The organism is Xanthomonas sp. 3498, from assembly GCF_014199795.1.
Classification (GTDB): Bacteria; Pseudomonadota; Gammaproteobacteria; order Xanthomonadales; family Xanthomonadaceae; genus Xanthomonas_A; species Xanthomonas_A rydalmerensis.
The window spans coordinates 367,179-390,020 of record NZ_JACHOH010000001.1; the positions used below are offsets into that span (position 1 = coordinate 367,179).

The following is a 22,842-nucleotide window of genomic DNA, read 5'->3' on the forward strand; positions in this document are numbered from 1 at the left end:
TGTTACCAATCCCCAATCCCAACTCCCTAATCCCGGCTCTCAAGCATCCCGATCGTCCGCAGCCAGGTCTCCACCAGTTGCGGCCACTGCGCGATCGGGAGGTTCTTTGCACGCAGACCGAAAGCGTGGCCACCCTTGGCGTAGATATGCATTTCCGTCGGCACGTCGGCGTGGTTGAGGGCGACGAAGTACGCCAGCACCTGCGAGATGCCGTCCACGTAGTCGTCCTGCGCCTGCAGCAGGAAGGTCGGCGGGGTGTCGGCGACGACGCGGATGTCCGGACGCAAGGCCAGATCGGTGAAATCGCGGGTGTCGGCGTCCTCGTCCTCGTGCACCCACAGATGGCCCGGGTACACGGCGATGGCGAAGTCCGGGCGGCAGCTGACGCGATCGGCGGCATCCACCAGCGGATAGGTGCGCTGGGCGAAGTGCGTGCTCGCCGCAGCCACCAGGTGGCCGCCAGCGGAAAAGCCCATCACCCCGATCTTGTGCGGGTCCACGCCCCAGGTCGCGGCCTGCTGGCGCACCAGGCCCAGCGTGCGCTGCGCGTCCTGCAGCGCGGTCTGCACCTTCGGGTAGTAGCGACGGTCATCGACCCAGGTCGGCCCCGAGTTCGGCACGCGGTACTTCAACAGCACGCAGGTGATGCCGCGCGAGGTCAGCCAGTCGCAGATGTCCGTGCCCTCCAGGTCCATCGCCAGCATTTGATAACCGCCGCCGGGAAACACCACCACCGCGGCGCCGGTGTTGTGGCCCTGCGCCGGATAGACCGTCATGGTCGGCCGACTGACGTTGTCGATCCTGGCCCCGGGACCGGCCGATTCCGGCTTCGGATGCGGCAAGGCGTTCGGCACCGCGCCGGGCCAGATCGGCACCTGCGCGTGGCCGGGCGAGGGTTCCCAGACCCGCGCCTGCGCGGTGTGGGCGAACAGCCCGAGGGCGATGGCGAACGAACAGCATACGAATCCACGCATGGGACGCTCCGAACAGGAAGGGACTGGAAGGGACCGCACGATCAGGTGGCACGGCCGCGGCGGCTGTGGCCGTTGGGTACAACGCAGGCGATCGCGCGCGACATAGACAGAATGGCGACGCCGATGATCGCGAGCGACGTCGGGTAGGAACGGCTGTTGTCGCCTTTTGTGGAATCAGCCACGACGGACCTTCCCGGTAAAGCCCGTCGCGATTGAAGTCGGCCCTACGGAGAACGGCTAGCCGGCGCGCGGCGCCTGCGCCGGCAGCGTGGCCACCACCGCCTGCGCCACCGCCTTCAGCGCCGCATCGCGCGCGGCGCTGTCGACCGTGGCGCCATTGAGATAGGCGGTCAGCAGCAGCGGCGTGGGCCGTCCTGGCGCCCACACGATGGCGATGTCGTTGCGGGTGTCGGTGCCGTTGCTGCCGGTCTTGTCGCCGATCTGCCAGCCCGCCGGCAGGCCGGCGCGCAGGCAATCCTTGCCGGTGCGGTTGTCGCGCATCCAGCCGATCAGGCGCTGCCGCGAGACGGGTTGCAGCGCCTCCCCGAGCAACAGGGTGCGCATCGTCGCCGCCATCGCCGCCGGCGTGGTGGTGTCGCGCGGATCGCCGGCGACAAAATCGTTCATGCCCGGCTCGTTGCGATCCAGTTGGGTCTGCGTATCGCCCAGCGCACGCAGGAAGCGGGTCACGCCGGGCGGGTCGCCGACCAGCGGCAGCAGCAGGTTGGCCGCGGCGTTGTCGCTGTAGATCATCGCCGCACGGCACAGCTCGGCCACGCTGAGCGTGCCGCCCACATGGCGCTCGGACACCGGCGAATTCCCCAGCAGATCCGCCTTGCGCACCGGCAGGCGCCGCTCCAGGGTCAACTCGCCACGATCGACCCGCTGCAGCACCGCCCCTGCCAATAGAAATTTGAAGGTACTGCACAGCGGGAAGCGCTCGTCCTGGCGCTGTCCGCCGAGCACCGCGCCGCTGCCGTCGAGCAGGCTCACGCCGAGCCGGCCACCGCTGCGCCGCTCGATCTCGGCCAGTCGCTGCTGTAGCGTTGGCGCCTTGTTTTGCGGCGTTTTTGCCTGCACTGCAGCCACCGCCAGCAGGCTCGCGCCCATGCCCACGCCCTGCAGGAACCGTCGTCTCGTCAGCATCGTCCATCTCCGTCGGGAGCCAGGATGATGGCCGCATTGACCTGCCCCCACCAGCGAGGTTATTCAATCGCACCCATGAGCCGAATTGATGCCTGGCGATGATCCGTCCGCACCTGCCGTTGAACGCCCTGCGTGCCTTCGAAGCCGCGGCGCGGCACCAGAACCTGACCCGCGCCGCCGCCGAGCTGTGCGTGACCCAGGCCGCACTGAGCCACCAGATCAAGCAACTGGAGGCGCGCCTGGGCGTGGTGCTGTTCCAGCGCCTGCCGCGCGGCGTGGCCCTGACCGACGAGGGCCTGCGCCTGCACCCGGTGCTGACCGAGGCCTTCGACCGCATCGCCTCCACCCTGCAGCGCTTCGCCGGCGGCCGCTATCGCGAGACGCTGAGCGTGGGCGTGGTCGGCACCTTCGCGGTGGGCTGGCTGCTGCCGCGGCTGGACGCCTTCCACGCCGCGCACCCGGGCATCGAACTGCGCGTGTACACCCACAACAACCGGGTCGACCTGGCCGGTGAAGGCCTGGACCTGGCGATCCGCTTCGGCGATGGCGACTGGCAGGGCCAGTACGCCACGCCGGTCCTGGATGCGCCGTTCGCACCGGTGTGCGCACCGGCACTGGCGCCGCTGCTGCGCACGCCCGCCGACCTGGCAAGGACCAACCTGCTGCGCTCCTACCGGCTGGACGAATGGCCGCGCTGGCTGCAGGCCGCCGGCGCGCCCGAGGTGCAGGCCGGCGGCCCGATCTGCGATGCCTCGCTGACTCTGGCCAGCATCGCCGCGACCGGCCACGGCGTGGCCCTGCTGCCGCTGCGGCTGTTCGCCCAGGACCTGGATGCCGGGCGCCTGGCATGCCCGTTTCCGACCCGCATCGACCTGGGCCGCTATTGGCTGACCCGATTGCGCTCGCGGGCGGAAAGCGACGCGGGGCGGCGGCTGCGCGAATGGTTGCTGGCCGAGCAGGCCGCACATGCCGACTGAGCGACAGGGCCAGTGCTGCACATCGCCTTCCACACCACCTGCGCACATCCGGCACGTGCCTTGCTACGCCTACCAGCGGGCTTTGACAGCCATGTGAAGATTTTGTGCACTGCCGCTTGGCGGCCGTGCAAGCTCGAAATATGATCCCGGTCGCAGTCGCAGTGTGCGCCGGGGAAGGCGCCTATCGTCCAGGGGGAAACATGTTGATGAACCGTGGTGTCCTGACCGCCCGTCCGGGCCTGGTCTCGCGTGACGTCGTGCTGGCCGCCGTACTGGCCTGTCTGTGTGTGCTGCATCTGGCCTATTTCCTGCGCGGCGGCGCCAGCGAATGGCATTGGGCGCTCAGCGCCGCGGGCCTGGCGCTGATGGCGCTCAAGGCCGGCCTGCGACCGACGCCGACCGCCCGCCCCTCGCTGAAGAGCCTGCGCTCGCGCACGCCGCTGGACTGGGCGGCGATCGCCGGCGGCCTGCTGGTCGTGGCCAGCGCCGCTGCCTGAGCACCGCGGGCCGGCGCAACGCGCCGGCCGAACCGACCGTCCTCTTCTACCCGGCACGCCCATCGCGACCGATGGCGCCGGGCACTTTGTGTCACTGCCGCCAGAGCGTCCTCACCGGCCACGTGCAAGCGCCCGGCCCTGGGCGCTTGCGCCTGCCTTGCTGGTGTGGCTTTCCGTTGGCTGGGACAGTGAGGCGTCGGGGCTGAAGCCCCTCCCACAGGGGGTATGCCCACTCGCGCTCCGGCGAGCCTGGACCAAGCGCGGACATCCACATCGCATGCATGTCCAGCGCACGCCGCAACCTGAGCGCCTGCTACACGGTGGACTTGCCAGTTCCGGTTCCCACCCGCGCCGCCAGCCGCCGGAACGCGTCGCGCTGTGCGGCGTCGGCAAACCATGCCGTCGGCACCACGTCGAACATGCCGTCGTTGTGGTACAGCAGCAACACCCGCGGACTCTCGCGATACCGGACGTAATCGCGCCAGCGGCGGTGTACCTCGCCGTTCGGCCAGGTGATGCGGATGCCCACCTGGTCCCATGCATAGGTGAAGCGATGCCGCAGCGACTCCTGCTGCGTGTAGAGGAACAGCAGCTTGCTCGGCACGACCCAGCCGTACCACAAGGCCAGCCAGATCGGAGCACCGCAACTGAAGAAGACCAGCGCCTCGCCCAGCACGCTCGCCCAGCCACCGCGCGCATCAGACAACAACAGCAATACGCCGAGCAGGAACGCACCGCCCATCAGCATCAGTGCGCGGCGCAGCTTGTATCGATGATGCAGGCGTTGCGCAGCGCGGAAATCGTCCAGGCGGATGGTGCCGCTGATCATCGTCGTCGCTCCATGAAGGCATGACCGCGCCGGCCGGGCCTGCGGGATGGGCCATCGGCCGCGTTGCGCGCGGCCGGCCTGTGCGACGCCGTCAGGCGCCGTCGATCAACTCCATCCACGCCTGCTCGGCCTGCGCCAACTCGCGCGCGGTCGCTTCGCGGTCGCGGCCCAGCACCGCCATCTTCTCCGCATCGGCATAGCTGCGCGGGTCGGCGAGCTGGCGATCGAGCTCGGCCAGGGTGGCTTCCAGCTCGCCCACGCGCTTCTCCGCGGCGGCCAGCTTGTGCGGGTTCGGCGGCTTCTTCGCCGGCAGCGGCTTGACCGGCGGCGGCGGGGTCGGCGCGGCCTCGGCCAGCTTCTGCTTGGTGCCCTGCGCGGCCGGCCGGGTGCGTAGCCACGCGGCGTAGGCGTCGAGGTCGCCGTCGAACGGCTCCACCACGCCGTCGGCCACGCGCCAGAAGGTGTCGCAGACCAGGCCGATCAGGTGGCGGTCGTGCGAGACCATGACGATGGCGCCGTCGAAATCGGCCAGCGCCTCGGCCAGCGCCTCGCGCATTTCCAGGTCGAGATGGTTGGTGGGTTCGTCCAGCAGCAGCACGTTCGGCTGCTGCCAGGCGATCAGCGCCAGCGCCAGGCGCGCGCGCTCGCCGCCGGAGAAGCCGTCCACCGGCTCGAACGCACGGTCACCCGGGAAATTCCACTTGCCGAGGAAGTCGCGGAACGCCTGGTTCGGCGCATCCGGGGCCAGGTCGCGGAAGTGCTCCATCGGCGACTGGCCTTCATGCAGCGATTCCACCGTGTGCTGGGCGAAGTAGCCGATGCGCAGGTCCGGATGGGCGGCGCGTTCCCCTGCAAGCGGCGCCAGCTCGCCCACCAGGGTCTTCACCAGCGTGGTCTTACCGGCACCGTTCGGGCCGAGCAGGCCGATGCGTTGGCCGGCTTCCAGGCCGAAGCCCACGTTGTGCAGAATGACCGCGTCGCTGCCGTAGCCGGCCTCGACATGGTTCAGGCGGATCAGCGAGAACGGCAGTTTGGCCGGCGGCGCGAATTCGATGCGGAACTCGCGCTCGGCGCGCACCGCTTCGGTACCGGCCAGCTTGGCCAGACGCTTCATCCGGCTCTGCGCCTGCGCGGCCTTGCTGGCCTGGGCCTTGAAGCGGTCGATGAAGCTCTGCAGGTGGGCGCGCTCGGCCTGTTCCTTCTCGTGCGCGATTTGCTGCTGGCGCAGTTGTTCCGCGCGCTGACGTTCGAAATCGGTATAGCCGCCCGGATAGAGCTTGGCGCCGCCACCGTGCAGGTGCAGGGTGTGGGTGGCGACGTTGTCGAGGAACTCGCGGTCGTGCGAGATCAGCAGAAGCGTGCCCGGATACTTCAGCAGCCACTGCTCCAGCCAGTACACCGCGTCCAGGTCGAGGTGATTGGTCGGTTCGTCGAGCAGCAGCAGGTCGCTGGGCATCATCAGCGCGCGCGCCAGGTTCAGGCGCACGCGCCAGCCGCCGGAGAACGAGGACACCGCGCGGTGATGGGTCTCGGCCGGGAAGCCGAGGCCGTGCAGCAGCTTGCCGGCACGCGCATCGGCGTCGTAGGCGCCCATCTCGGCCATCTTGGTGTGCGCGGCGGCGACCGCCTCCCAGTCCTCGCGCGCGGTCGCCTCGGCCTCTTCGCTCAGCACCGCGGCCACCGCGGTGTCGCCACCGAGCACGAAGCTCAGTGCCGGGTCCGGCAGCGAGGGGGTTTCCTGGGCGACGCTGGCGATGCGCACCTTGCCGGGCAGGTCGACGTCGCCCTTGTCGGCCTCCAGTTCGCCCTTCACCGCCGCGAACAGGCTGGACTTGCCGGCCCCGTTGCGGCCGACCACGCCCACCCGGTAGCCGGCATGCAGGGTGAGGTCGACATTGGACAGCAACAGCCGCTCGCCGCGGCGCAAGGCGAAATTACGTAGGGAAATCAAGGCAGGGCACTCGGCTAGCGAGGCGGAAGTGTAGCCGCTTCGCCGACGCCGGCCCACCCGGGCGGCGACGCGGCGGCGTCCGGGGCGGCACCCGGGGCACCGAAAAAATCCGACCCAGGTCCGTTTTTGTATACGCGCCGGCGTGAAAAACGGATTTCAATCCGATGGCAATCGCTGCACCGCAGCATTGCACCGCCCACACCGGAAATCGCCAGACCCACGCCAATCCTCCCAGCCACTGGAGTCTCCGCCCGATGACGCAACGCCGCCTCCCCCTCGTCAGTGCCGTCCTGCTCGCGCTCGCCTCCGCCAACAGCCTTGCCCAGTCCCAGCAGGCACCGACCACGCTGGACAACATCATCGTCACCGGCACCCGCATCTCCGACCGCACGGTGGCCGAATCGCAGTCGCCGATCGACATCATCGCGCCCGAGGCGCTGCAGGCCACCGGCGCCAGCGACCTCGCCAGCGCCCTCGGCAAGTTGTTGCCGTCGCTGAACTTCCCGCGCCCGGCGATCAACGACGGCAACGACGCGCTGCGCCCGGCGACCCTGCGCGGCCTGTCGCCGGATGCGGTGCTGGTGCTGCTGGACGGCAAGCGCTACCACACCACCTCGCTGGTCAACTACAACCCCTCGGTCGGGCGTGGCTCGGCGCCGGCCGACCTCAACTCGATCCCGATGTCGGCGATCGCGCGCATCGAGGTGCTGCGCGACGGCGCCTCCGCGCAATACGGCTCCGACGCCATCGCCGGCGTCATCAACATCGTCCTCAAACACGGTGCCAAGGCCGGCAGCAACAGCGTCGCGGTCAACGGCGGCATCATGGACAAGGGCGACGGCGCGCAGAACGGTATCGACGGCTCCTACGGCCTGGCCTTCGGCGGCGCGCCGGGCGGCGAGGCGCCGGGCTGGGTGCGAGTGTCGTGGAACTACCAGAACGCGATGAACACCAATCGCGCCGAGAACACCGACAAGGCCACCACCCTCGCCGGCGCCGCCAACACCAGCGGCGTGCCCTACGAGCGCTACGGCGACCCGGCGGTCAAGACCTACCAGGGCTTGGTCAATTTCGGCTACGCGCTCACCCCGCACGTCGACCTGTACGGCTACGCCAACTTCAGCCGCCGCGAGGTGCTGTCCAACGGCTACTACCGCGCCTGGGACAACAGCGACCGCAACGTGCAGGCGGTCTATCCCAACGGCTACCTGCCGCAGATCTACAACCCCTCCAACGACCGCGCCGCGGTGCTCGGCGTCAAGGGCAGCACCGACAACGGCTGGACCTGGGACGTCTCGGCCGACTACGGCAAGAACGACGTCACCTTCGACCTGCGCAACACCATCAACACCAACCTGTACTGGAGCACCGGCGCCTCGCCGACGCGCTTCAACGCCGGCGGCTTCCGCAACGAGCAGAACGCGCTCAACGCCGACTTCAGCAAGTCCCTGGACTGGGGCCTGGCCTATCCGGTCAATCTCGCCTTCGGCGCCGAATACCGCCAGGACAAGTACGCCGTGGTGGCCGGCTCGCCCACCTCGATCTACTTCGATCCGAACGCAATCAACCCCGAGACCGGCGCGCCCTACCCCGGCGGCTCGCAAGTGTTCCCCGGCCTGTCGCCGACCGTGGCCGGGCAATTCCAGCGCCACAGCAAGGCGGTGTACGCCGACCTGGAAGCGGACCTGACCGAGCGCCTGTCCGGCGGCGTGGCCGCGCGCTACGAGGACTACAGCGATGCGGGCACCACCCGCTCGGGCAAGCTGTCGGCGCGCTACCAGCTCAACGACGCCTTCGCCATCCGCGGCACCATCTCCAACGGATTCCGCGCGCCCTCGCTGGCGCAACAGAACTACGCCTCGGTGGTGACCCTGCCGGTGGACGGCGTCCTCAGCCAGATCGGCACCTACCGCACCTCCGACCCGGTGGCCATCGCCCTCGGCGCCAAGCCGCTGTCGCCGGAGAAATCCACCAACTACAGCATCGGTGCGGTCTGGCAACCGGGCGGCGGCTTCAACGCCACCCTGGACCTGTACCAGATCCGCATCTGGGACCAGATCCTGTATTCGGACCAGATCTCGCTGGCCGAGCCGATCGGCCAGGTCAGCGCCGCACAGTTCTTCGTCAACGGCGCCACCACCCGCACCCGCGGCGTGGACTGGGTGAACAACTACCTGCTCGACCTCGACCGCGCCGGCACGCTCAACCTCAGTTTCAGCGCCAACTACAACAAGATCGAGATCCTGGAGATCTCCGATCCGAACTTCGGCCGCGCCAGCCAGGGCCTGCTGACCGATGCCACGCCGCGCACCAAGTACGTGCTCAGCGGCGACTGGAGCCTGGCCGGCTGGACCCTGCACGGCGACGCCACCCGCTACGGCGCCATCACCCGCCGCGGCGACGAGGCCGACGGCAGCCAGGACCAGGGCTTCGCCGCACGCTGGCTGCTGAACCTGTCCACCAGCTATGCCTGGCACGACCTGACCTTCACCGTCGGCGCCGACAACGTCACCAACCAGTACCCGACCCGGACCGCGCTCAACAACATCTACGACGACCGGCCCAACGGCCTGCAGTACTCGCCGCTGTCGCCGTTCGGCTTCAACGGGCGCTACTGGTACGGACGGGTGAGCTACCGCTTCTGAGCGAACCTGGCGGGCGTCGCCGCGACAAGCGGCGACGCCCTGCCACGCGTGACTTCGCGCGGCCAACAGGCCGATGCCGCAGCTGTCCCGATGGGGCGCGGACGCTGCTCGGCCTGCATAGCCGCCTCGCCATTGCGACTGCCGTCCGCTCTCGGCGGCGGCACGCGGCGTTCTGCCGACCCTTAGAACGTAATGGAATAAGAACATGCGCTTGCATCCTGCGACGCAGCACGCATGTTAAAAAATAATTAGACATCCCTGAGGACGCGGCCCGCCGGCCTTGCCGGCCGCCGCGGCCCCGCCTGCCGTTTCGGCACCTGTTGGAGTTTTCATGAACCGTCCGTTGTCGCTGCTGGCGAGCGCCGTGCTCGCCGCCCTCGCCGTCCCCTCCTTCGCCCAGACCGCGCCCGACGCGCCGAGCACGCCGAGCACGCCGAGCACGCCCAGCACGCCCAGCACGCTGGACACGGTGATCGTCACCGGCACCCGCGTCAGCGACCGCACCGTCGCCGAGTCGCAATCGCCGATCGACATCATCACCCCCGAAGCGCTGCAGGCCACCGGCACCTCGGAATTGGCGACCGCGCTGTCGCGCGCGCTGCCCTCGCTTAACTTCCCGCGCCCGGCCTTGACCGACGGCACCAGCGGCATCCGCCCGGCGCAGCTGCGCGGGCTCTCGCCCGACCAGGTGCTGGTGCTGGTCAACGGCAAGCGCCGCCACACCTCGGCGATGATCAACGTCAACGGCACCATCGGCCGCGGTTCCTCGGCGGTGGATCTCAACGCGATCCCGATCGCCGCGATCGAGCGGGTGGAAGTGCTGCGCGACGGCGCTTCGGCGCAGTATGGCTCCGACGCCATCGCCGGCGTGGTCAACATCGTGCTCAAGGGCGCCGGCGAAGGCGGCAGCCTGGCCGTGGAGCACGGCCAGTACTCGGCCGGCGACGGCGCCAAGTCGCAACTCTCCGGCGACGCCGGGGTCGGCTTCGGCGATGGCCGCGGCAGCCTGCACGTGGCCGGGCAGATCAGCCAGCAGGACGCCACCAACCGCGCCGGCCCCTACCAGGGCACCGCGCCGAACACCGGCAACTACCCCGGCATCGGCCAGACCACCTTCGTCTACGGCGACCCCAAGGTCGACGCCACCGCGGTCTCGGCCAACGGCGAGTTCCGCTTCAGCGACAACCTCACCGGCTATGCCACCGCGATCGCCAGCAACCGCGACATCACCTCGTTCGCGTTCTACCGCTCGCCCAACCACAACGGCCAGACCGCGCTGCTGGCGCAGGTCTATCCCGACGGCTACGTGCCGCAGATCGAGCAGTACTCCAAGGACCGCTCGCTGGTCGCCGGCCTGAAGGGCAGCACCGCCGGCGGCTTCACCTGGGACGTCAGCTACAACTACGGCTACAACAAGGTCGACTTCCACACCGCCAACAGCATCAACTACAGCCTCGGCGTCGACAGCCCGAGTCGCTTCTACGACGGCGCGCTGGAGTACACCCAGAACGCAGTCAATGCCGACTTCACCCAGCCGCTGGAGTGGGGCCTGGCCTATCCGGTGACGCTGTCCTTCGGCGCCGAATACCGCCAGGAGAAGTGGAACCAGTCGCCGGGCGAGCCGGCCTCGTACACCGGCACCACCGGCGGCGCGCAGGGTTTCGCCGGCTTCGCGCCGCTCAACGCCGTGCATTCGGACCGCCACAACTACGCGGTGTATGCGGGACTGGAAGCCGACCTCACCGACAAGTTCTCCGCCGGCCTCACCGGCCGCTACGAGGACTACTCGGATTTCGGCAGCAAGACCTCCGGCAAGCTGTCGGCGCGCTACGCGTTCACCGACAAGGTGGCGCTGCGCGGCACTGTCGCCAGCGGCTTCCGCGCGCCGTCGCTGGCGCAGCAGCAGTACCAGGCGGTGACCAGCAGCTACATCAACGGCAGCTTCTTCGAATCCGGCACCTTCCCGGTGAACAGCGCCGTGGCCCAGGCGCTGGGCGCCGCGCCGCTGAAGGCCGAGACCTCGCTGTCCTACAGCCTGGGCCTGGTGCTGCAGCCGGTCGAGCGCCTGTACCTGACCGTGGACGCATACCAGATCGAGATCGACGACCGCATCCTGCTGTCGTCCAACCTCAACGACGCGGCGGTGCTGGGGCAGCTGCGCGGGCTCGGCTACAGCAACGTCACCAGCGTGCGTTACTTCAGCAACGCCGCCGACACCCGCACCCGCGGCGTCGACGTGGTCGGCACCTACAGCATCCCGTTGGCGGCCAGCACACTGGACCTCACCGCCAGCTACGGCTACAGCAAGACCGACATCACCCATGCGGTGACCCAGCCGCAGGCGCTGGCCGCCATCGGCTCGACCCAGACCACCCTGGGCCGCGACGAGATCGGCCGCCTGGAAGACAGCTACCCGAAGGACAAGCTGATCCTCAGCGGTACCTGGAAGCTGCCGAAGTGGGACCTGAGCCTGGCCGCCACCCGCTACGGCGAGTTCACCGTGCGCAATTCGGCCACCGCCACCCGCGACCAGACCTACGGCGCGGACTGGGTGGTCGACGCCTCGGCCAGCTTCAAGCCGAGCACGAACTGGACGCTGACGCTGGGCGCGGACAACGTGTTCGACCAGTACCCGGACAAGACCGACAACCTGATCAACTCCACCTACGGCATGCTGCCGTACAGCAACTACTCGCCGTACGGCTTCAACGGCGCCTACGTGTACGGGCGGATCAATTACCGCTGGTGATCGCATGAGTGGGCGTCGATCGCGCCTACGTTGAGCGGCATGACGACGGCCCGGGTTTCCGGGCCGTTGTTGTGTTCGGGATTCGGGATTGGGGATTGTTCGCAGCGTGCCGTGCTGTGGCGGCCCGTGGCTTCTCGTAGGAGCGGCTTCAGCCGCGACGCTTACCGATAGCACGTCGCGGCTGAAGCCGCTCCTACGGGGTACCAGGCGCATGCTCGCGACATGCGGTGCCCGTACAACCACGCGCGCGCGACACCGTGCTCTGCCCTGTGCCGCGCAGGCCGCCTCCTGCACATCGCACTGCGAAAAACGCCGCAGCGCCCGCGCGCAGGCACGGCCGCGTGCACCACGTCCGCGCGCAGCGCCGGCATTTTGTCTACGAGCCGAAAAATCCGGGGATTCGCGCTGCCGCAACGCCTGCAGCGGTGGTTGCAATTGCAACCTCAGCGCCGCCCTTAACGGAATATTGACTCCACTGACATCAACCGGTAATCCCTAGGGAGCGTCGCCGCATCCGCCAGGGGACAGGGGAGTGCGCATGCAGCGGCGCCCTTCCCCACTTCTGGAGCCGCCTCCCCCATGACGCGCACGCTCACTCCGCTCGCCCACGCCGTCGCCCTGTGCCTGGCGACGTCCGCCGTTTCCGTCCACGCACAGAACGCCGGCAACGCGCAAACGCTGGACACGGTCATCGTCACCGGCACCCGCGTGGCCGACCGCACCGTGGCCGAATCGGCCTCGCCGATCGACATCATCTCGCCGGAGACATTGCAGTCCACCGGAACCACCGAACTGGCCACCGCGCTGTCGCGCGCAGTGCCCTCGCTGAACTTCCCGCGCCCGGCGATCACCGACGGCTCCGATGCCGTGCGCCCGGCGCAGTTGCGCGGGCTCTCGCCGGACCAGGTGCTGGTGCTGGTCAACGGCAAGCGCTACCACACCACTGCCCTGGTCAACCTCAACGGCGCGCAGGGCCGCGGCTCCTCGCCGGCCGATCTCAACACCATCCCCATCGCCGCGGTCGAGCGCATCGAAGTGCTGCGCGACGGCGCCTCGGCGCAATACGGTTCCGACGCCATCGCCGGCGTCATCAACATCGTGCTCAAGGGCAGCGGCACGGGCGGCAGCCTGGCCGGGCGCTACGGCAAGTACAGCGCCGGCGACGGCGAGCAGTACCAGCTCTCCGGCGATGCCGGCCTCACCTTCGCCGAGACCGGCAGCGTGCATTTCGCCGCGCAGGCCGGACACCAGGACCAGACCGACCGCGCCACGCCGTACCAGGGCCAGGTGCAGCAGCGCTACGGCGACCCGGACGTGGACCAGGGCGCGTTCTCCTACAACGGCCAGTACAGCCCGGCCGACTACATCACCTTCTATTCCTACGCGATGCTCAGCCGCCGCGAAGTGCTGTCCAACGGCTACTTCCGCTGGTCCGGCGACAACCGCAACCGCCCGGAGATCTACCCCGACGGCTTCCTGCCGCAGATCTACAACGTCAGCAAGGACGTGTCCTGGGTCGGCGGGGTCAAGTCCAGTACCGCCGGCGGCCTGGCCATCGACCTCAGCTACAACTACGGCCGCAACGACCTGAGTTTCGACGTGCGCCACAGCCTCAACAACAGCCTGGGCCTGGCCAGTCCCACCGAGTTCTATGCCGGCGCGCTGCAGGTCACGCAGAATGTGCTCAACGCCGACTTCAGCAAATCGCTGGAGGTCGGCCTGGCCTATCCGGTGACCCTGGCCTTCGGCGCCGAATGGCGCGGCGAGAAGTTCAACGAATCGCCAGGCGAGCCGGCGTCCTACGTCAACGGCGGCATCCCCTCGGCCAACGGTACCCTGCTGCCGGGTGCGCAGGTGTTCGCCGGCTTCAAGCCCAGCGATTCCGGCCACTACGACCGCAACAGCTATTCGGCCTACCTCGACCTGGAAGGCGACATCACCGACAAGTTCTCCGCCGGCCTGGCCGGGCGCTACGAGAACTACAGCGACTTCGGCGACACCGCCACCGGCAAGCTGTCGCTGCGCTACGCCTTCAGTCCCAAGGTCGCGCTGCGCGCGACCGCGTCCACCGGCTTCCGTGCACCCTCGCTGCAGCAGCAGTATTTCCAGTCGGTCGCCACCAACTTCATCAACGTCGCCCAGCCCGACGGCAGCATCGCCGCCACGCCGTTCGAGATCGGCACCTTCCGCACCGACAACCCGGCGGCGATCGCGCTCGGCGCCGAACCGCTGAAGGCCGAGAAATCCAAGAACTACGGCCTGGGCCTGGTGTTGCAGCCGGTGGACGCGCTGTACATCACCCTCGATGCCTACCGCATCGACATCGACGACCGCATCGTGCTCTCGGAGAACCTCACCTCCACGGCCGTGCGCAACTACCTGCAGGGCAACGGCTACGCCGGCATCGGCGGCGGCCGCTATTTCACCAACGCCATCGACACCAAGACCCAGGGCGTGGACGCGATCGGCACCTACAAGCTCGCGCTGCCCGCCAGCAGCCTCGACCTCACCGCCGGCTACAACTACAACAAGACCGACATCGAGAAGATCGCCGGCAACCCGGCGGTGCTGGAAGCGATCGACCCGACCGCGGTGCGCATCGGCCGCGCCGAGATCGGCCGCATCACCCGCGGTTCGCCGCGCGACAAGTTCTTCCTGAGCAGCGTGTGGTCGCCGGGCGCCTGGGCCTTCACCGCCACCGCGACGCGCTGGGGCGAGTTCACCGACTTCGGCACCACGCCCGCCGCCGACCAGACCTACGCGGCCAAATGGACCCTGGATCTGTCGGCCGCCTACACGCTGGGCCGCTGGCGCGTGACCGTCGGCGGCGACAACGTGCTCAACGAATATCCCGACCGCTCTCGCGCCGGCGCCGGCACCCGCACCTATCTGCCGTACAGCACGTCCTCGCCATTCGGCTTCAACGGCGCGTTCGCCTACGCCAACGTCAACTACAGTTGGTAAGCGCATGCGGCGGCAGTGTTCCGGCACCGCCGCCGTCTTCGCCACCGGCGACGTCGCGACCGCACCGGCGGGATGCCGGTGTGCGATGGCAGGCGAGGCCACTGCCATGCCGTGGGAATTGGGATGCGCAGCAATGCCGTGGCGAGGAAGATTCGGCAGGCCACATGTACGCCGGCATGGCAGACGCGGTTCGGCAGCGCGCGGCGCACCTTGGCCATCGCCATGCCCATTGCGTTTTAAACCGCCGCCTCGACCGATCACGGCAGCACGACGTAAATGCGTCAAGCATTCGTCGCACGATAGAAATACATCAGGTTATTGAGTAACAGTCACTTCGCCACATTCAATCAGCGCGATGCCCGGCACGGGAACGCCGTGCCGCGTTCGAGAAACTCCCTGTGGCGGCGATTGTTTTCCCAGCGCTATAGAACGCAGGCGATAGACGGCGGCATTCGATCCGGCGCACCGCCAACAAAGATCGCCTATGCGCACATGCGCGACAAGGCGACAGGCCGCACCCGGCGGCTATGCCGCGCAGGCGTGACCGCCCTGAGTGGCATGGAAACTGCAGTGAGCACAGCGCCCGACGCCCCCGGCGATGCCGGACTGGTCCCACGCGATGGTGCGTGACCTTGGGGCCATACCTGAGCAGTCGATGCGGCGCACTTTTTCGGGACTCATTCCCGAATATATAAAAGTGATACGCATCACAAGTATGAATCGATTGATTATTTGTCAACAGTGGCCTGTTGCGATTCGCGTAATGTGGAATCGCCTGAACGGCAGGCAAAAAAACCCCAACAGGGGAAGGATCGTGTCATGTGGAAAACTTCGAAAATAGCGGTGCTATCAGGCATCGTGGCGTGTTCGGCGCTTGCGTCGAGCGCCTATGCACAAAGCTGTTGTCCGAGCGGCGGCAACGGTAGTCCGATCGCCATCCGCGGCCTGGGTGAAAGCGCGCCGGCGGCGACCAATCTGTCCACCAATGCGTCGGCGCGCATCTATCAGTTCGAGCGTAACGGCGTGACCTACCTGCAGATCAACGACAGCACCGGCCAGGTGCGTGGTGCGGTCGGCCGGGTCGGCGACACCGCATGGGTGACGCCGATGGGCAAGGACGTGGATCGCGTGAGCACCGTCGATACCTTCGACAGCAGCCGCGGCACCGTGGTCTACGACGCGCGCTACTTCACCGTGCAGCTGGCCAGCAGCGCCAACGGCGACGTCTGGACGGTGACCGTCAAGAAGTAACGGTCCTTTCCAGCGGTTCGGAGATCAGGAAACTGATCTTTCGCTCATGACGGCGCCGGCAGGTGCCGTCATGAGCCTTCAACCGGCTGGCCAGCTCCCAGTCCATCTCGTCGGCGTTGTGGTGCTTGCGGCCGGCACCCGGCATCGCCGCATCGGCTTCCAGGGTCACCACTACGCCACGCTTGCCACGCGCCGACCAGACCCGTGCCGTGATCGTATGCCGGCCCGCGTCGGGCAGGATTTCCATGGCATTGAGCACGCAGCGATACGCCGCCAACTGTAGCCCGATCGACAGCCGCCGCGAATCCCCGTGCAGGCGTGCCTCGACCTCGGTATCGCAGGCGTTGGCGAAGGCGACCGAATTCAGCGCGCCGTACAGGCCATGGGTTTCGATATCCAGCGGATACAGGGCGGCAACATAATCGTCCAGCAGTTGCGCCTGGATCACCCCGGTGCGATTCATTTCCATCGCCGCGGCATAATGGCCGTGCTGCTTCAGTGTGGTGGCGATGTCGCGGCGCAGCTTGTTGATGTGTACGTGGATGTCGGTGTACTCGATCACCCGGTTGCGGAGGGTACGCTCGGCCGACATGTAGCTTGCCTGGGCGACCTGCAGCGCTTCCTGTTCGGCGAAGCCCAGGCGTCGGGCCTGCTCCATCACCCCGGCGATACGGGTGCCAAGCACGAACAGCGTAGTGGCGGCGAACGACACCAGCATCTGCACATAGAACATTTCAAGGTCGAACGCACCGGCTTGATGCGACTTCGCCAGCGCCATCGCCACCGCGATGTCGGCCATGACGATGCCGACGGCCGCACCGCGCCACTCGTGGCCAAGGGTCAGCCAGAAGCCCGGTACGATCATCATCACCAGCAGGAACTGCCGCGCGACCCCGTCCGGTACGTTCATCGCCGCCGCGAACAGGGCCCCCACCATCAGCGCAGCGCGCAGGCTGTCGTGCATCAGGCCGCGCGACATCAGCGCCGTGCCTTCGCGACGCACCCACAGTAGCGCCGGCAACACGAACACCAGGATGCCGAGATAATTACCGACCCAGAACTTCAGCGCGTTCTCGACGTTGATGTCGGTCACCGGCCCATCCAGCAACCAGTTCAGCACCTTGTTGATCAGCACGCCCCACAGCGCCATGCCGAGCACCACCGGCAGCAACCGCTGCTGCCAGACCATCACATCGGGCACGCGGCGTCGGAACCACAGCGGCACTAGCGCCGACAACGGCATCAGCAGCAGCGGACTCAGATATGCCCAGGTCGCACTCTGGCCCTCGTCAATCAGCGGCACACGCAACGCCAGTAGCGCTGCGGCATCACCGAGCAACAGATAAGGCCAAAGCCGCAGCGGCATGAACAGCAACACGGCCGCACGCAGGCCGGCCGGCAAGAACCATTGGTCCAAAGACAACCGCCACGCCACCAGATAGCCGGCGCAGTACACGGCGCTCAGGAGGAGTCCCTTCGCGAAAGTAGTCAATCTAGCCATGCCACCCTGTCCTGCAGGACGCCCGATGGGGCGCAACAAGTGGCGCAAACATACACCAGGGAATGGGCCGAAACAGTAGACAGTTAACGTCCATCATGCGGTGTAATGCCTTTCCTGACAGGGAGTTGCGTGCGCCCCCCGATCGCTGCGACCTCCATCCCATTCAGGGTGTCGGGGAGCAGGCCTGCAGGGGCATGGTGCGGGACCGCCACGGGCCAACTGCGCACCGACGGACGCCTGGCCGCCCCTCCTTCCCTGCCTGATCCGGACCGCCCCGGCCCGTCACGGGGACGGGCCAGACCCTCCAGCCAGCCTCAACTGATCCGTTCAGGCCAGGACAGGTTGAGCCTGGCCGGGCACCGGACGCTGGCCGCTCGCTGTCAGTCGAACCACCCGCCCCGCGCGCAACGCCCCAGACGCGCGCGCATCAGGCGCGGGCAGCCACTGCCGCCGCTCCACCCCGCCACACCGATTTGCCGACAAAAGCCCCGATCGGCGACACTCGGGGCCTACTTGTTCTGCGATCCTGAATGCATCACGACACCAGTCTCATCGACATCATCGCGGTCGGGCTCGCGCTCGCCTTCATCCTCGGCACGCTCGCCCACCGTCTCAAACTCTCGCCGCTGGTCGGTTACCTGGTGGCGGGCATCTGCGTGGGCCCGTTCACGCCCGGCTTCGTCGCCGACCAGGCCCTGGCCAACCAGTTGTCGGAACTGGGGGTGATGCTGCTGATGTTCGGGGTGGGGCTGCACTTCTCGCTCGAAGACCTGATGGAAGTGAAGTGGATCGCGATCCCTGGCGCGCTGGCGCAGATCGCGGTCGCCACCCTGCTCGGCTGGGGGCTGGCCTGGAGCATGGGATGGCCGACCCTGCACGGCCTGGTATTCGGCCTGGCGCTGTCGGTGGCCAGTACGGTGGTGCTGCTGCGGGCGATGGAGGAGCGGCGCCTGCTGGAAACGCTGCGCGGGCGCATCGCGGTCGGCTGGCTGATCGTGGAGGACCTGGTGATGGTGCTGGCGCTGGTGCTGCTGCCGGCGCTGGCCGACGCGCTCGGCGGCAAGGGCGCCGACACCGGCGCGATCCTCGGCGCGCTCGGCATCACCCTGCTGAAGATGGCCGCGTTCGTGGCGGTGATGCTGGTGGTCGGCCGCCGCGCCATCCCGTGGGCGCTGGAGAAGGTGGCCGCGACCGGTTCGCGCGAGCTGTTCACCCTGTCGGTGCTGGCGATCGCGCTGGGCGTGGCGTTCGGCTCGGCCACCCTGTTCGGCGTGTCGTTCGCGCTGGGCGCGTTCTTCGCCGGCATGCTGCTGAAGGAGTCGGAGCTCAGCCACAAGGCCGCCAGCGACTCGCTGCCGCTGCGCGACGCCTTCGCGGTGCTGTTCTTCGTCTCGGTGGGCATGCTGTTCGATCCGCACATCCTGCTCGAGCATCCGTGGCAGGTGCTGGCCACGTTCCTGACCATCACCGTCGGCAAGTCATTGGCCGCGTTCGTGATCGTGCGTGCGTTCGGCCATCCCACCGGCATCGCCCTGACCATCTCCACCAGCCTGGCGCAGATCGGCGAGTTCTCCTTCATCCTCGCCGGCCTGGGCGTGAGCCTGGCGATCCTGCCTGAGACCGGCCGCGACCTGATCCTGGCCGGCGCACTGCTGTCGATCATCGCCAACCCGCTGCTGTTCACCTGGCTGGACCGCTGGCAGGCACGGCAGGCGGTGGAGGCGCCGGTGACCGTGGAGCCGGAGTTGCCGCCGGGCCCGTCGCTGGACCTGGTCGACCACGCCATCGTGATCGGCTACGGCCGGGTCGGCAGCGCGCTGGCGGCGGTGCTGCGCGAGCGCGGCGTGCCGGTGCTGGTGATCGACGACAACCGCGACCACGTCGAGCGCGCCCATGCCGACGGCATTCCCGGCATCCGCGGCAGCGCTGCTGCCGACCGGGTGCTGGCCGAGGCGCATCCGGACAGGGCCAAGATCGCGATCCTGGCAATCCCGCAACCGCTGGAGGCCGGCGAAGCGCTGGCCAAGCTGCGTGCGCTGAACCCGGCGCTGACCCTGCTGGCGCGCGCGCACAGCGATGCCGAGGTCAAGCATCTGCTCGACCACGGCGCCGACGGCACGGTGATGGCCGAGCGCGAGCTGGCCTATTCGCTGGCGGAGATGGTGATGGCGACGCCGCCGTACCGGGGGATGCGGGCCGCCGCGCGCTAAGCGCACGGCGGCAGGGATTGGGGAGTGGGGAGTGGGGATTCGCAAAAGCGGCTCCTCTTCGGACGGTGAGCCGCAGAGCGAAAAGCGCGGTAGCGCACAGAAACCGTCTACCGCGGCTGTAATGGCCCGCAGCGAATCTTCTTGATAAGCATTCTCGTTTGCGGCAGGATTGCGCTCCCTTCCCCAGTTCCGCTCGCCCTCCCCCATGGCCTGCAAGATCGGGTTGCTCAACTCCGTGCCCAGTGCCCTGCTGTGCGAGATGTTCGGGCATGTCGGCTACGACTTCGCGGTGCTCGACCTGGAACACGTGCTGCGCTCGCCGGCCGAGCTGGAACACGCCATCCGCGCCTGTGAGCTGGGCGGCTGCGAACCCTGGGTGCGCGTGCCCGAGGTCGATGCCAAGCTGATCGGCCGGGTGCTCGACGCCGGCGCCCGCGGGGTAGTCCTGGCCGGGCTGGACAGCGCCGAGCAGGCCGAGCGCGCGGTCGCCGCCGCGCACTTCCCGCCGCATGGCCGCCGCGGCATCACCGGCGGCCGCGTCACCGGCTTCGGCAGCGTGGGCCTGGCCGACTACATCGCCCGCAGCCGCGAGCGCCTGCGGGTGATCCCGATGATCGAGAGTGCCGCCGGCGTGCGCGCGCTGCCGCAGATCCTGCAGGTGCCCGGCGTGTCGCTGGTGATGGAAGGCGCGCTGGATCTTGCGCTGGACCTGGGGGTGGGCCCCCAGCCCACCCATCCGCAGGTGTGGGAACAGCTGCTGGCGATCGACGCGGCCTGCCGCACCGCCGGCGTTCCGTTCTGCCCCAATCCCCGCGACGCCGCGCAACGCGCGCACTGGCTGGCGCAGGCGGACCTGCAGTGGCTGTTCGCCGGCGAAGACCGCGCGCTGCTGCAGGCCGCGTTGCGCCAACGCGCAGCCGACCTGCGCAGTCCCTGACCGTTTTCGTGCCATTGGAGTCGTCGTCTTGATCGCTTCGCTTTCCCCTTCGCTGCTGGCCGTCGCCCTCGTCGCCGCCATGCTCGCCCCCTCCAGCTCGCGCGCCGAGGACACCCCGCCCGACGCCGACGCACAGGCGCGGATCCGCCAGCTCGACGCGGTGCAGGTGCAGGGCAGCCTGCTCGGCCGCTCCACTGTCGAAGACGTGCAGCACTACGCCGGCAGCCGCCAGGTGATCGACAACGCGCAACTGCGCAACGGCGCCAACCGCTCCCTGGACGACGCACTGCAGAAGGTGCCGGGGATCAAGGTGTTCGACGAGACCGGCACCGGCGCGCTGCCGCAGATCATGCTGCGCGGCCTGTACGAGAGCCGCAGCGGCCGCGTGCAGGTGCTGGAGGACGGCATTCCGCTGGCGCTGGCGCCATACGGGCAAACCAGCCTGTCGCTGTTCCCGGTCGGCCTGAACCAGGTCGACCGCATCGACATCGTGCGCGGCGGCGCGGCGGTGCAGTACGGCCCCAACAACGTCGGCGGCGTGATCAACCTGATCAGCCCGGACATTCCCACCACCTGGACCACCACGCTGGGGCAGAAGGTCGCCGCCGGCGGCGCCGGGCATTACCTGGGCGACACCGCGATCAGCACCGGCGGCTATGCCAGCGATACCTTCGGCCTGCAACTGGACGCCAACTGGACCAAGGGCGACTACTGGCGCGAGCACAGCGCCACCGACATCAAGAACCTGCGCCTGCGCGCGGAATGGTGGCTGGCGCCGGACAAGCTGCTCAAGGCCAGCGTGCAGCGCTACGTCGCCGACATGGACATGGCCGGCGCCTTGTCCACCGCCGACTACCTGCGCGATCCGCGCCAGTCGACGCGGCCGCTGGACGAATTCACCGGCCGCACCACCCGCGCCTCGCTGGTCTACCAGCAGGACTTCGGCGACGTGGGGCCGCTCCAGGACCTGCGCCTGGACTGGAGCAATTTCAGCGCGCGCAGCAGCCGCAACTTCATCGTCGGCATGCGTTCTTCGGCCAGCGAGACCTGGCGCCCCGACCTGCCGCCGCAACTGCGGCAGAGCGCGCCGCGCGATTTCCGCGTCTACGGCAGCGAGCCGCGACTGAGTTGGAAAATGGGCTCAGGCGCGGTGACCCAGCAATGGACGCTCGGCGCGCGCGCGATCAACGAGGACATCGACTTCCTGGTCGGCAACACCCGCCTCAGCGACGGCCTGTACACCCTGGTGCGCGACTGGCGCTTCAAGGACCGCGGCGCCGCCGCTTACGTCAGCGACGCGATCGCCTTCGCCGACGGCCGCATCACCGTCACCCCCGGCCTGCGCTACGAGCAGGTCGATTCGCGCTACTACAACCTTGCCAGCGGCGCGCGCACGCGCAACAAGACCGACGACGTGCTGCCCGGCCTGACCCTGGGCGTCCAGGCCAGCCCGCAGTGGTACCTGTACGCCGACGGCCAGCGCTCGCTGCGCGCGCCGCAGGTCACCCAGATCATCTTCGGCGACAACCTCGACGCCGAACTGGCCTGGAACTACGAGGCCGGCGCGCGCTACCAGCCCAATGAGCGCACGCGCGTGCAGTTCGGCGGCTACCTGATCGACTTCGACCAGCAGATCCAGCTCGACAACACCACCCGCACCTACCGCAACCTCGGCAAGACCCGCCACCAGGGCGGCGAAGTGGAACTGCAGTGGAGCCCCGCGCAACTGCGCGCGCTGACCCTCAACGCCGGTTACGCCTACCTGGACGCACGGCAGAAATCGGGCGTGTACGACGGCCTGCGCGTGCCCTACACCTCGCGCAACCAGCTCACCCTCGGTGCGTCGTACCAGCCCGAATCCGGTCATACCACCGTCGCCGTTTCCAGCTATTACTTCAGCCGCGCCTTCAGCGATGCGGCCAACACCGTGCAGGAGAACGCGATCGGCTCGGTCGGCGAACTGCCCTCCTACTGGGTGTGGAACGCGCAGCTGAGCCAGGTGCTCAGCGAAGGCGCCAGCGGCAAGCTCAGCGCGTCGCTGGCGGTCAACAACCTGTTCGATCGCAAGTACTGGTACCGCGGCATCGACACCAGCCCCTGGGGCCGGCAGCCGGCGCCGGGCCGCAGCGTCACCGTCGGCCTCGAGTACACGTTCTGATCCACGCCGGCGTCGGACGACGACGCCGGCCGCCGCACCACCGCGCGCCACCA

15 protein-coding genes are annotated in these 22,842 nt (G+C 68.4%); 9 read left to right on the forward strand and 6 right to left on the reverse strand.

Translation table 11 applies throughout. The annotated features are described in order from the left end of the window. Positions 1–26: 26 nt before the first annotated feature. From GGR66_RS01490 to bla, 3 genes are read right to left on the reverse strand one after another with little or no spacing between them, the layout of a single operon-like run. Positions 27–974, reverse strand: a complete 948-nt coding sequence (locus GGR66_RS01490; protein ID WP_184446963.1) for an alpha/beta hydrolase — start codon at positions 972–974, stop codon at positions 27–29. Positions 975–1,015: 41 nt separating this feature from the next. Beyond that, the gene (locus GGR66_RS01495; protein ID WP_184446964.1) at positions 1,016–1,156 is read right to left on the reverse strand and encodes a hypothetical protein; all 141 of its coding nucleotides are present in this window, start codon (positions 1,154–1,156) and stop codon (positions 1,016–1,018) included. Between the two features lie 55 nt (positions 1,157–1,211). After that, the gene (gene bla, locus GGR66_RS01500; protein ID WP_184446965.1) at positions 1,212–2,120 is read right to left on the reverse strand and encodes a class A beta-lactamase; all 909 of its coding nucleotides are present in this window, start codon (positions 2,118–2,120) and stop codon (positions 1,212–1,214) included. A 98-nt stretch (positions 2,121–2,218) separates the two neighbouring features. Between bla and ampR the strand changes: the two genes are divergently transcribed. Further along, positions 2,219–3,097, forward strand: coding sequence for a LysR family transcriptional regulator AmpR (gene ampR / locus GGR66_RS01505; RefSeq protein ID WP_184446966.1), 879 nt, complete (start codon positions 2,219–2,221; stop codon positions 3,095–3,097). Positions 3,098–3,303: 206 nt separating this feature from the next. Further along, positions 3,304–3,594 (forward strand): hypothetical protein, encoded by a 291-nt coding sequence (locus GGR66_RS01510; protein WP_237475401.1) that lies wholly within the window; start codon positions 3,304–3,306, stop codon positions 3,592–3,594. A 313-nt stretch (positions 3,595–3,907) separates the two neighbouring features. Here GGR66_RS01510 and GGR66_RS01515 read toward each other — a convergent pair whose 3' ends face one another. After that, entirely contained in the window at positions 3,908–4,423 is a 516-nt protein-coding gene (locus GGR66_RS01515) for a YcxB family protein (RefSeq protein ID WP_184446967.1), read from the reverse strand. A 91-nt stretch (positions 4,424–4,514) separates the two neighbouring features. After that, positions 4,515–6,374, reverse strand: coding sequence for an ABC-F family ATP-binding cassette domain-containing protein (locus GGR66_RS01520; RefSeq protein ID WP_184446968.1), 1,860 nt, complete (start codon positions 6,372–6,374; stop codon positions 4,515–4,517). A 254-nt stretch (positions 6,375–6,628) separates the two neighbouring features. Between GGR66_RS01520 and GGR66_RS01525 the strand changes: the two genes are divergently transcribed. The 4 genes from GGR66_RS01525 to GGR66_RS01540 all read left to right on the forward strand — a co-directional run bounded on the left by GGR66_RS01525 (position 6,629) and on the right by GGR66_RS01540 (position 15,983). Further along, positions 6,629–9,019, forward strand: a complete 2,391-nt coding sequence (locus GGR66_RS01525; protein ID WP_184446969.1) for a TonB-dependent receptor — start codon at positions 6,629–6,631, stop codon at positions 9,017–9,019. A 331-nt stretch (positions 9,020–9,350) separates the two neighbouring features. Further along, on the forward strand, positions 9,351–11,768 hold the full coding sequence (locus GGR66_RS01530; RefSeq protein WP_184446970.1) for a TonB-dependent receptor: 2,418 nt from the start codon (positions 9,351–9,353) through the stop codon (positions 11,766–11,768). A gap of 579 nt (positions 11,769–12,347) precedes the next feature. Then, on the forward strand, positions 12,348–14,732 hold the full coding sequence (locus tag GGR66_RS01535; protein ID WP_160969076.1) for a TonB-dependent receptor: 2,385 nt from the start codon (positions 12,348–12,350) through the stop codon (positions 14,730–14,732). 819 nt (positions 14,733–15,551) lie between these two features. Then, positions 15,552–15,983 (forward strand): hypothetical protein, encoded by a 432-nt coding sequence (locus tag GGR66_RS01540; RefSeq protein WP_184446971.1) that lies wholly within the window; start codon positions 15,552–15,554, stop codon positions 15,981–15,983. On the opposite strand, the gene GGR66_RS01545 is transcribed toward GGR66_RS01540, so the two are convergent. Next, entirely contained in the window at positions 15,973–17,484 is a 1,512-nt protein-coding gene (locus GGR66_RS01545) for an MASE1 domain-containing protein (protein ID WP_184447438.1), read from the reverse strand. The genes GGR66_RS01540 and GGR66_RS01545 overlap by 11 nt on opposite strands. Positions 17,485–18,014: 530 nt before the next feature. Here GGR66_RS01545 and ybaL point away from each other — a divergent pair. The 3 genes from ybaL (at position 18,015) to GGR66_RS01560 (ending at position 22,789) form a co-directional block, all read left to right on the forward strand. After that, on the forward strand, positions 18,015–19,694 hold the full coding sequence (gene ybaL / locus GGR66_RS01550) for a YbaL family putative K(+) efflux transporter (protein ID WP_160969078.1): 1,680 nt from the start codon (positions 18,015–18,017) through the stop codon (positions 19,692–19,694). A gap of 205 nt (positions 19,695–19,899) precedes the next feature. Next, entirely contained in the window at positions 19,900–20,631 is a 732-nt protein-coding gene (locus GGR66_RS01555) for an aldolase/citrate lyase family protein (protein WP_184446972.1), read from the forward strand. A gap of 79 nt (positions 20,632–20,710) precedes the next feature. Next, entirely contained in the window at positions 20,711–22,789 is a 2,079-nt protein-coding gene (locus GGR66_RS01560; protein ID WP_184447439.1) for a TonB-dependent siderophore receptor, read from the forward strand. Positions 22,790–22,842 lie beyond the last annotated feature (53 nt).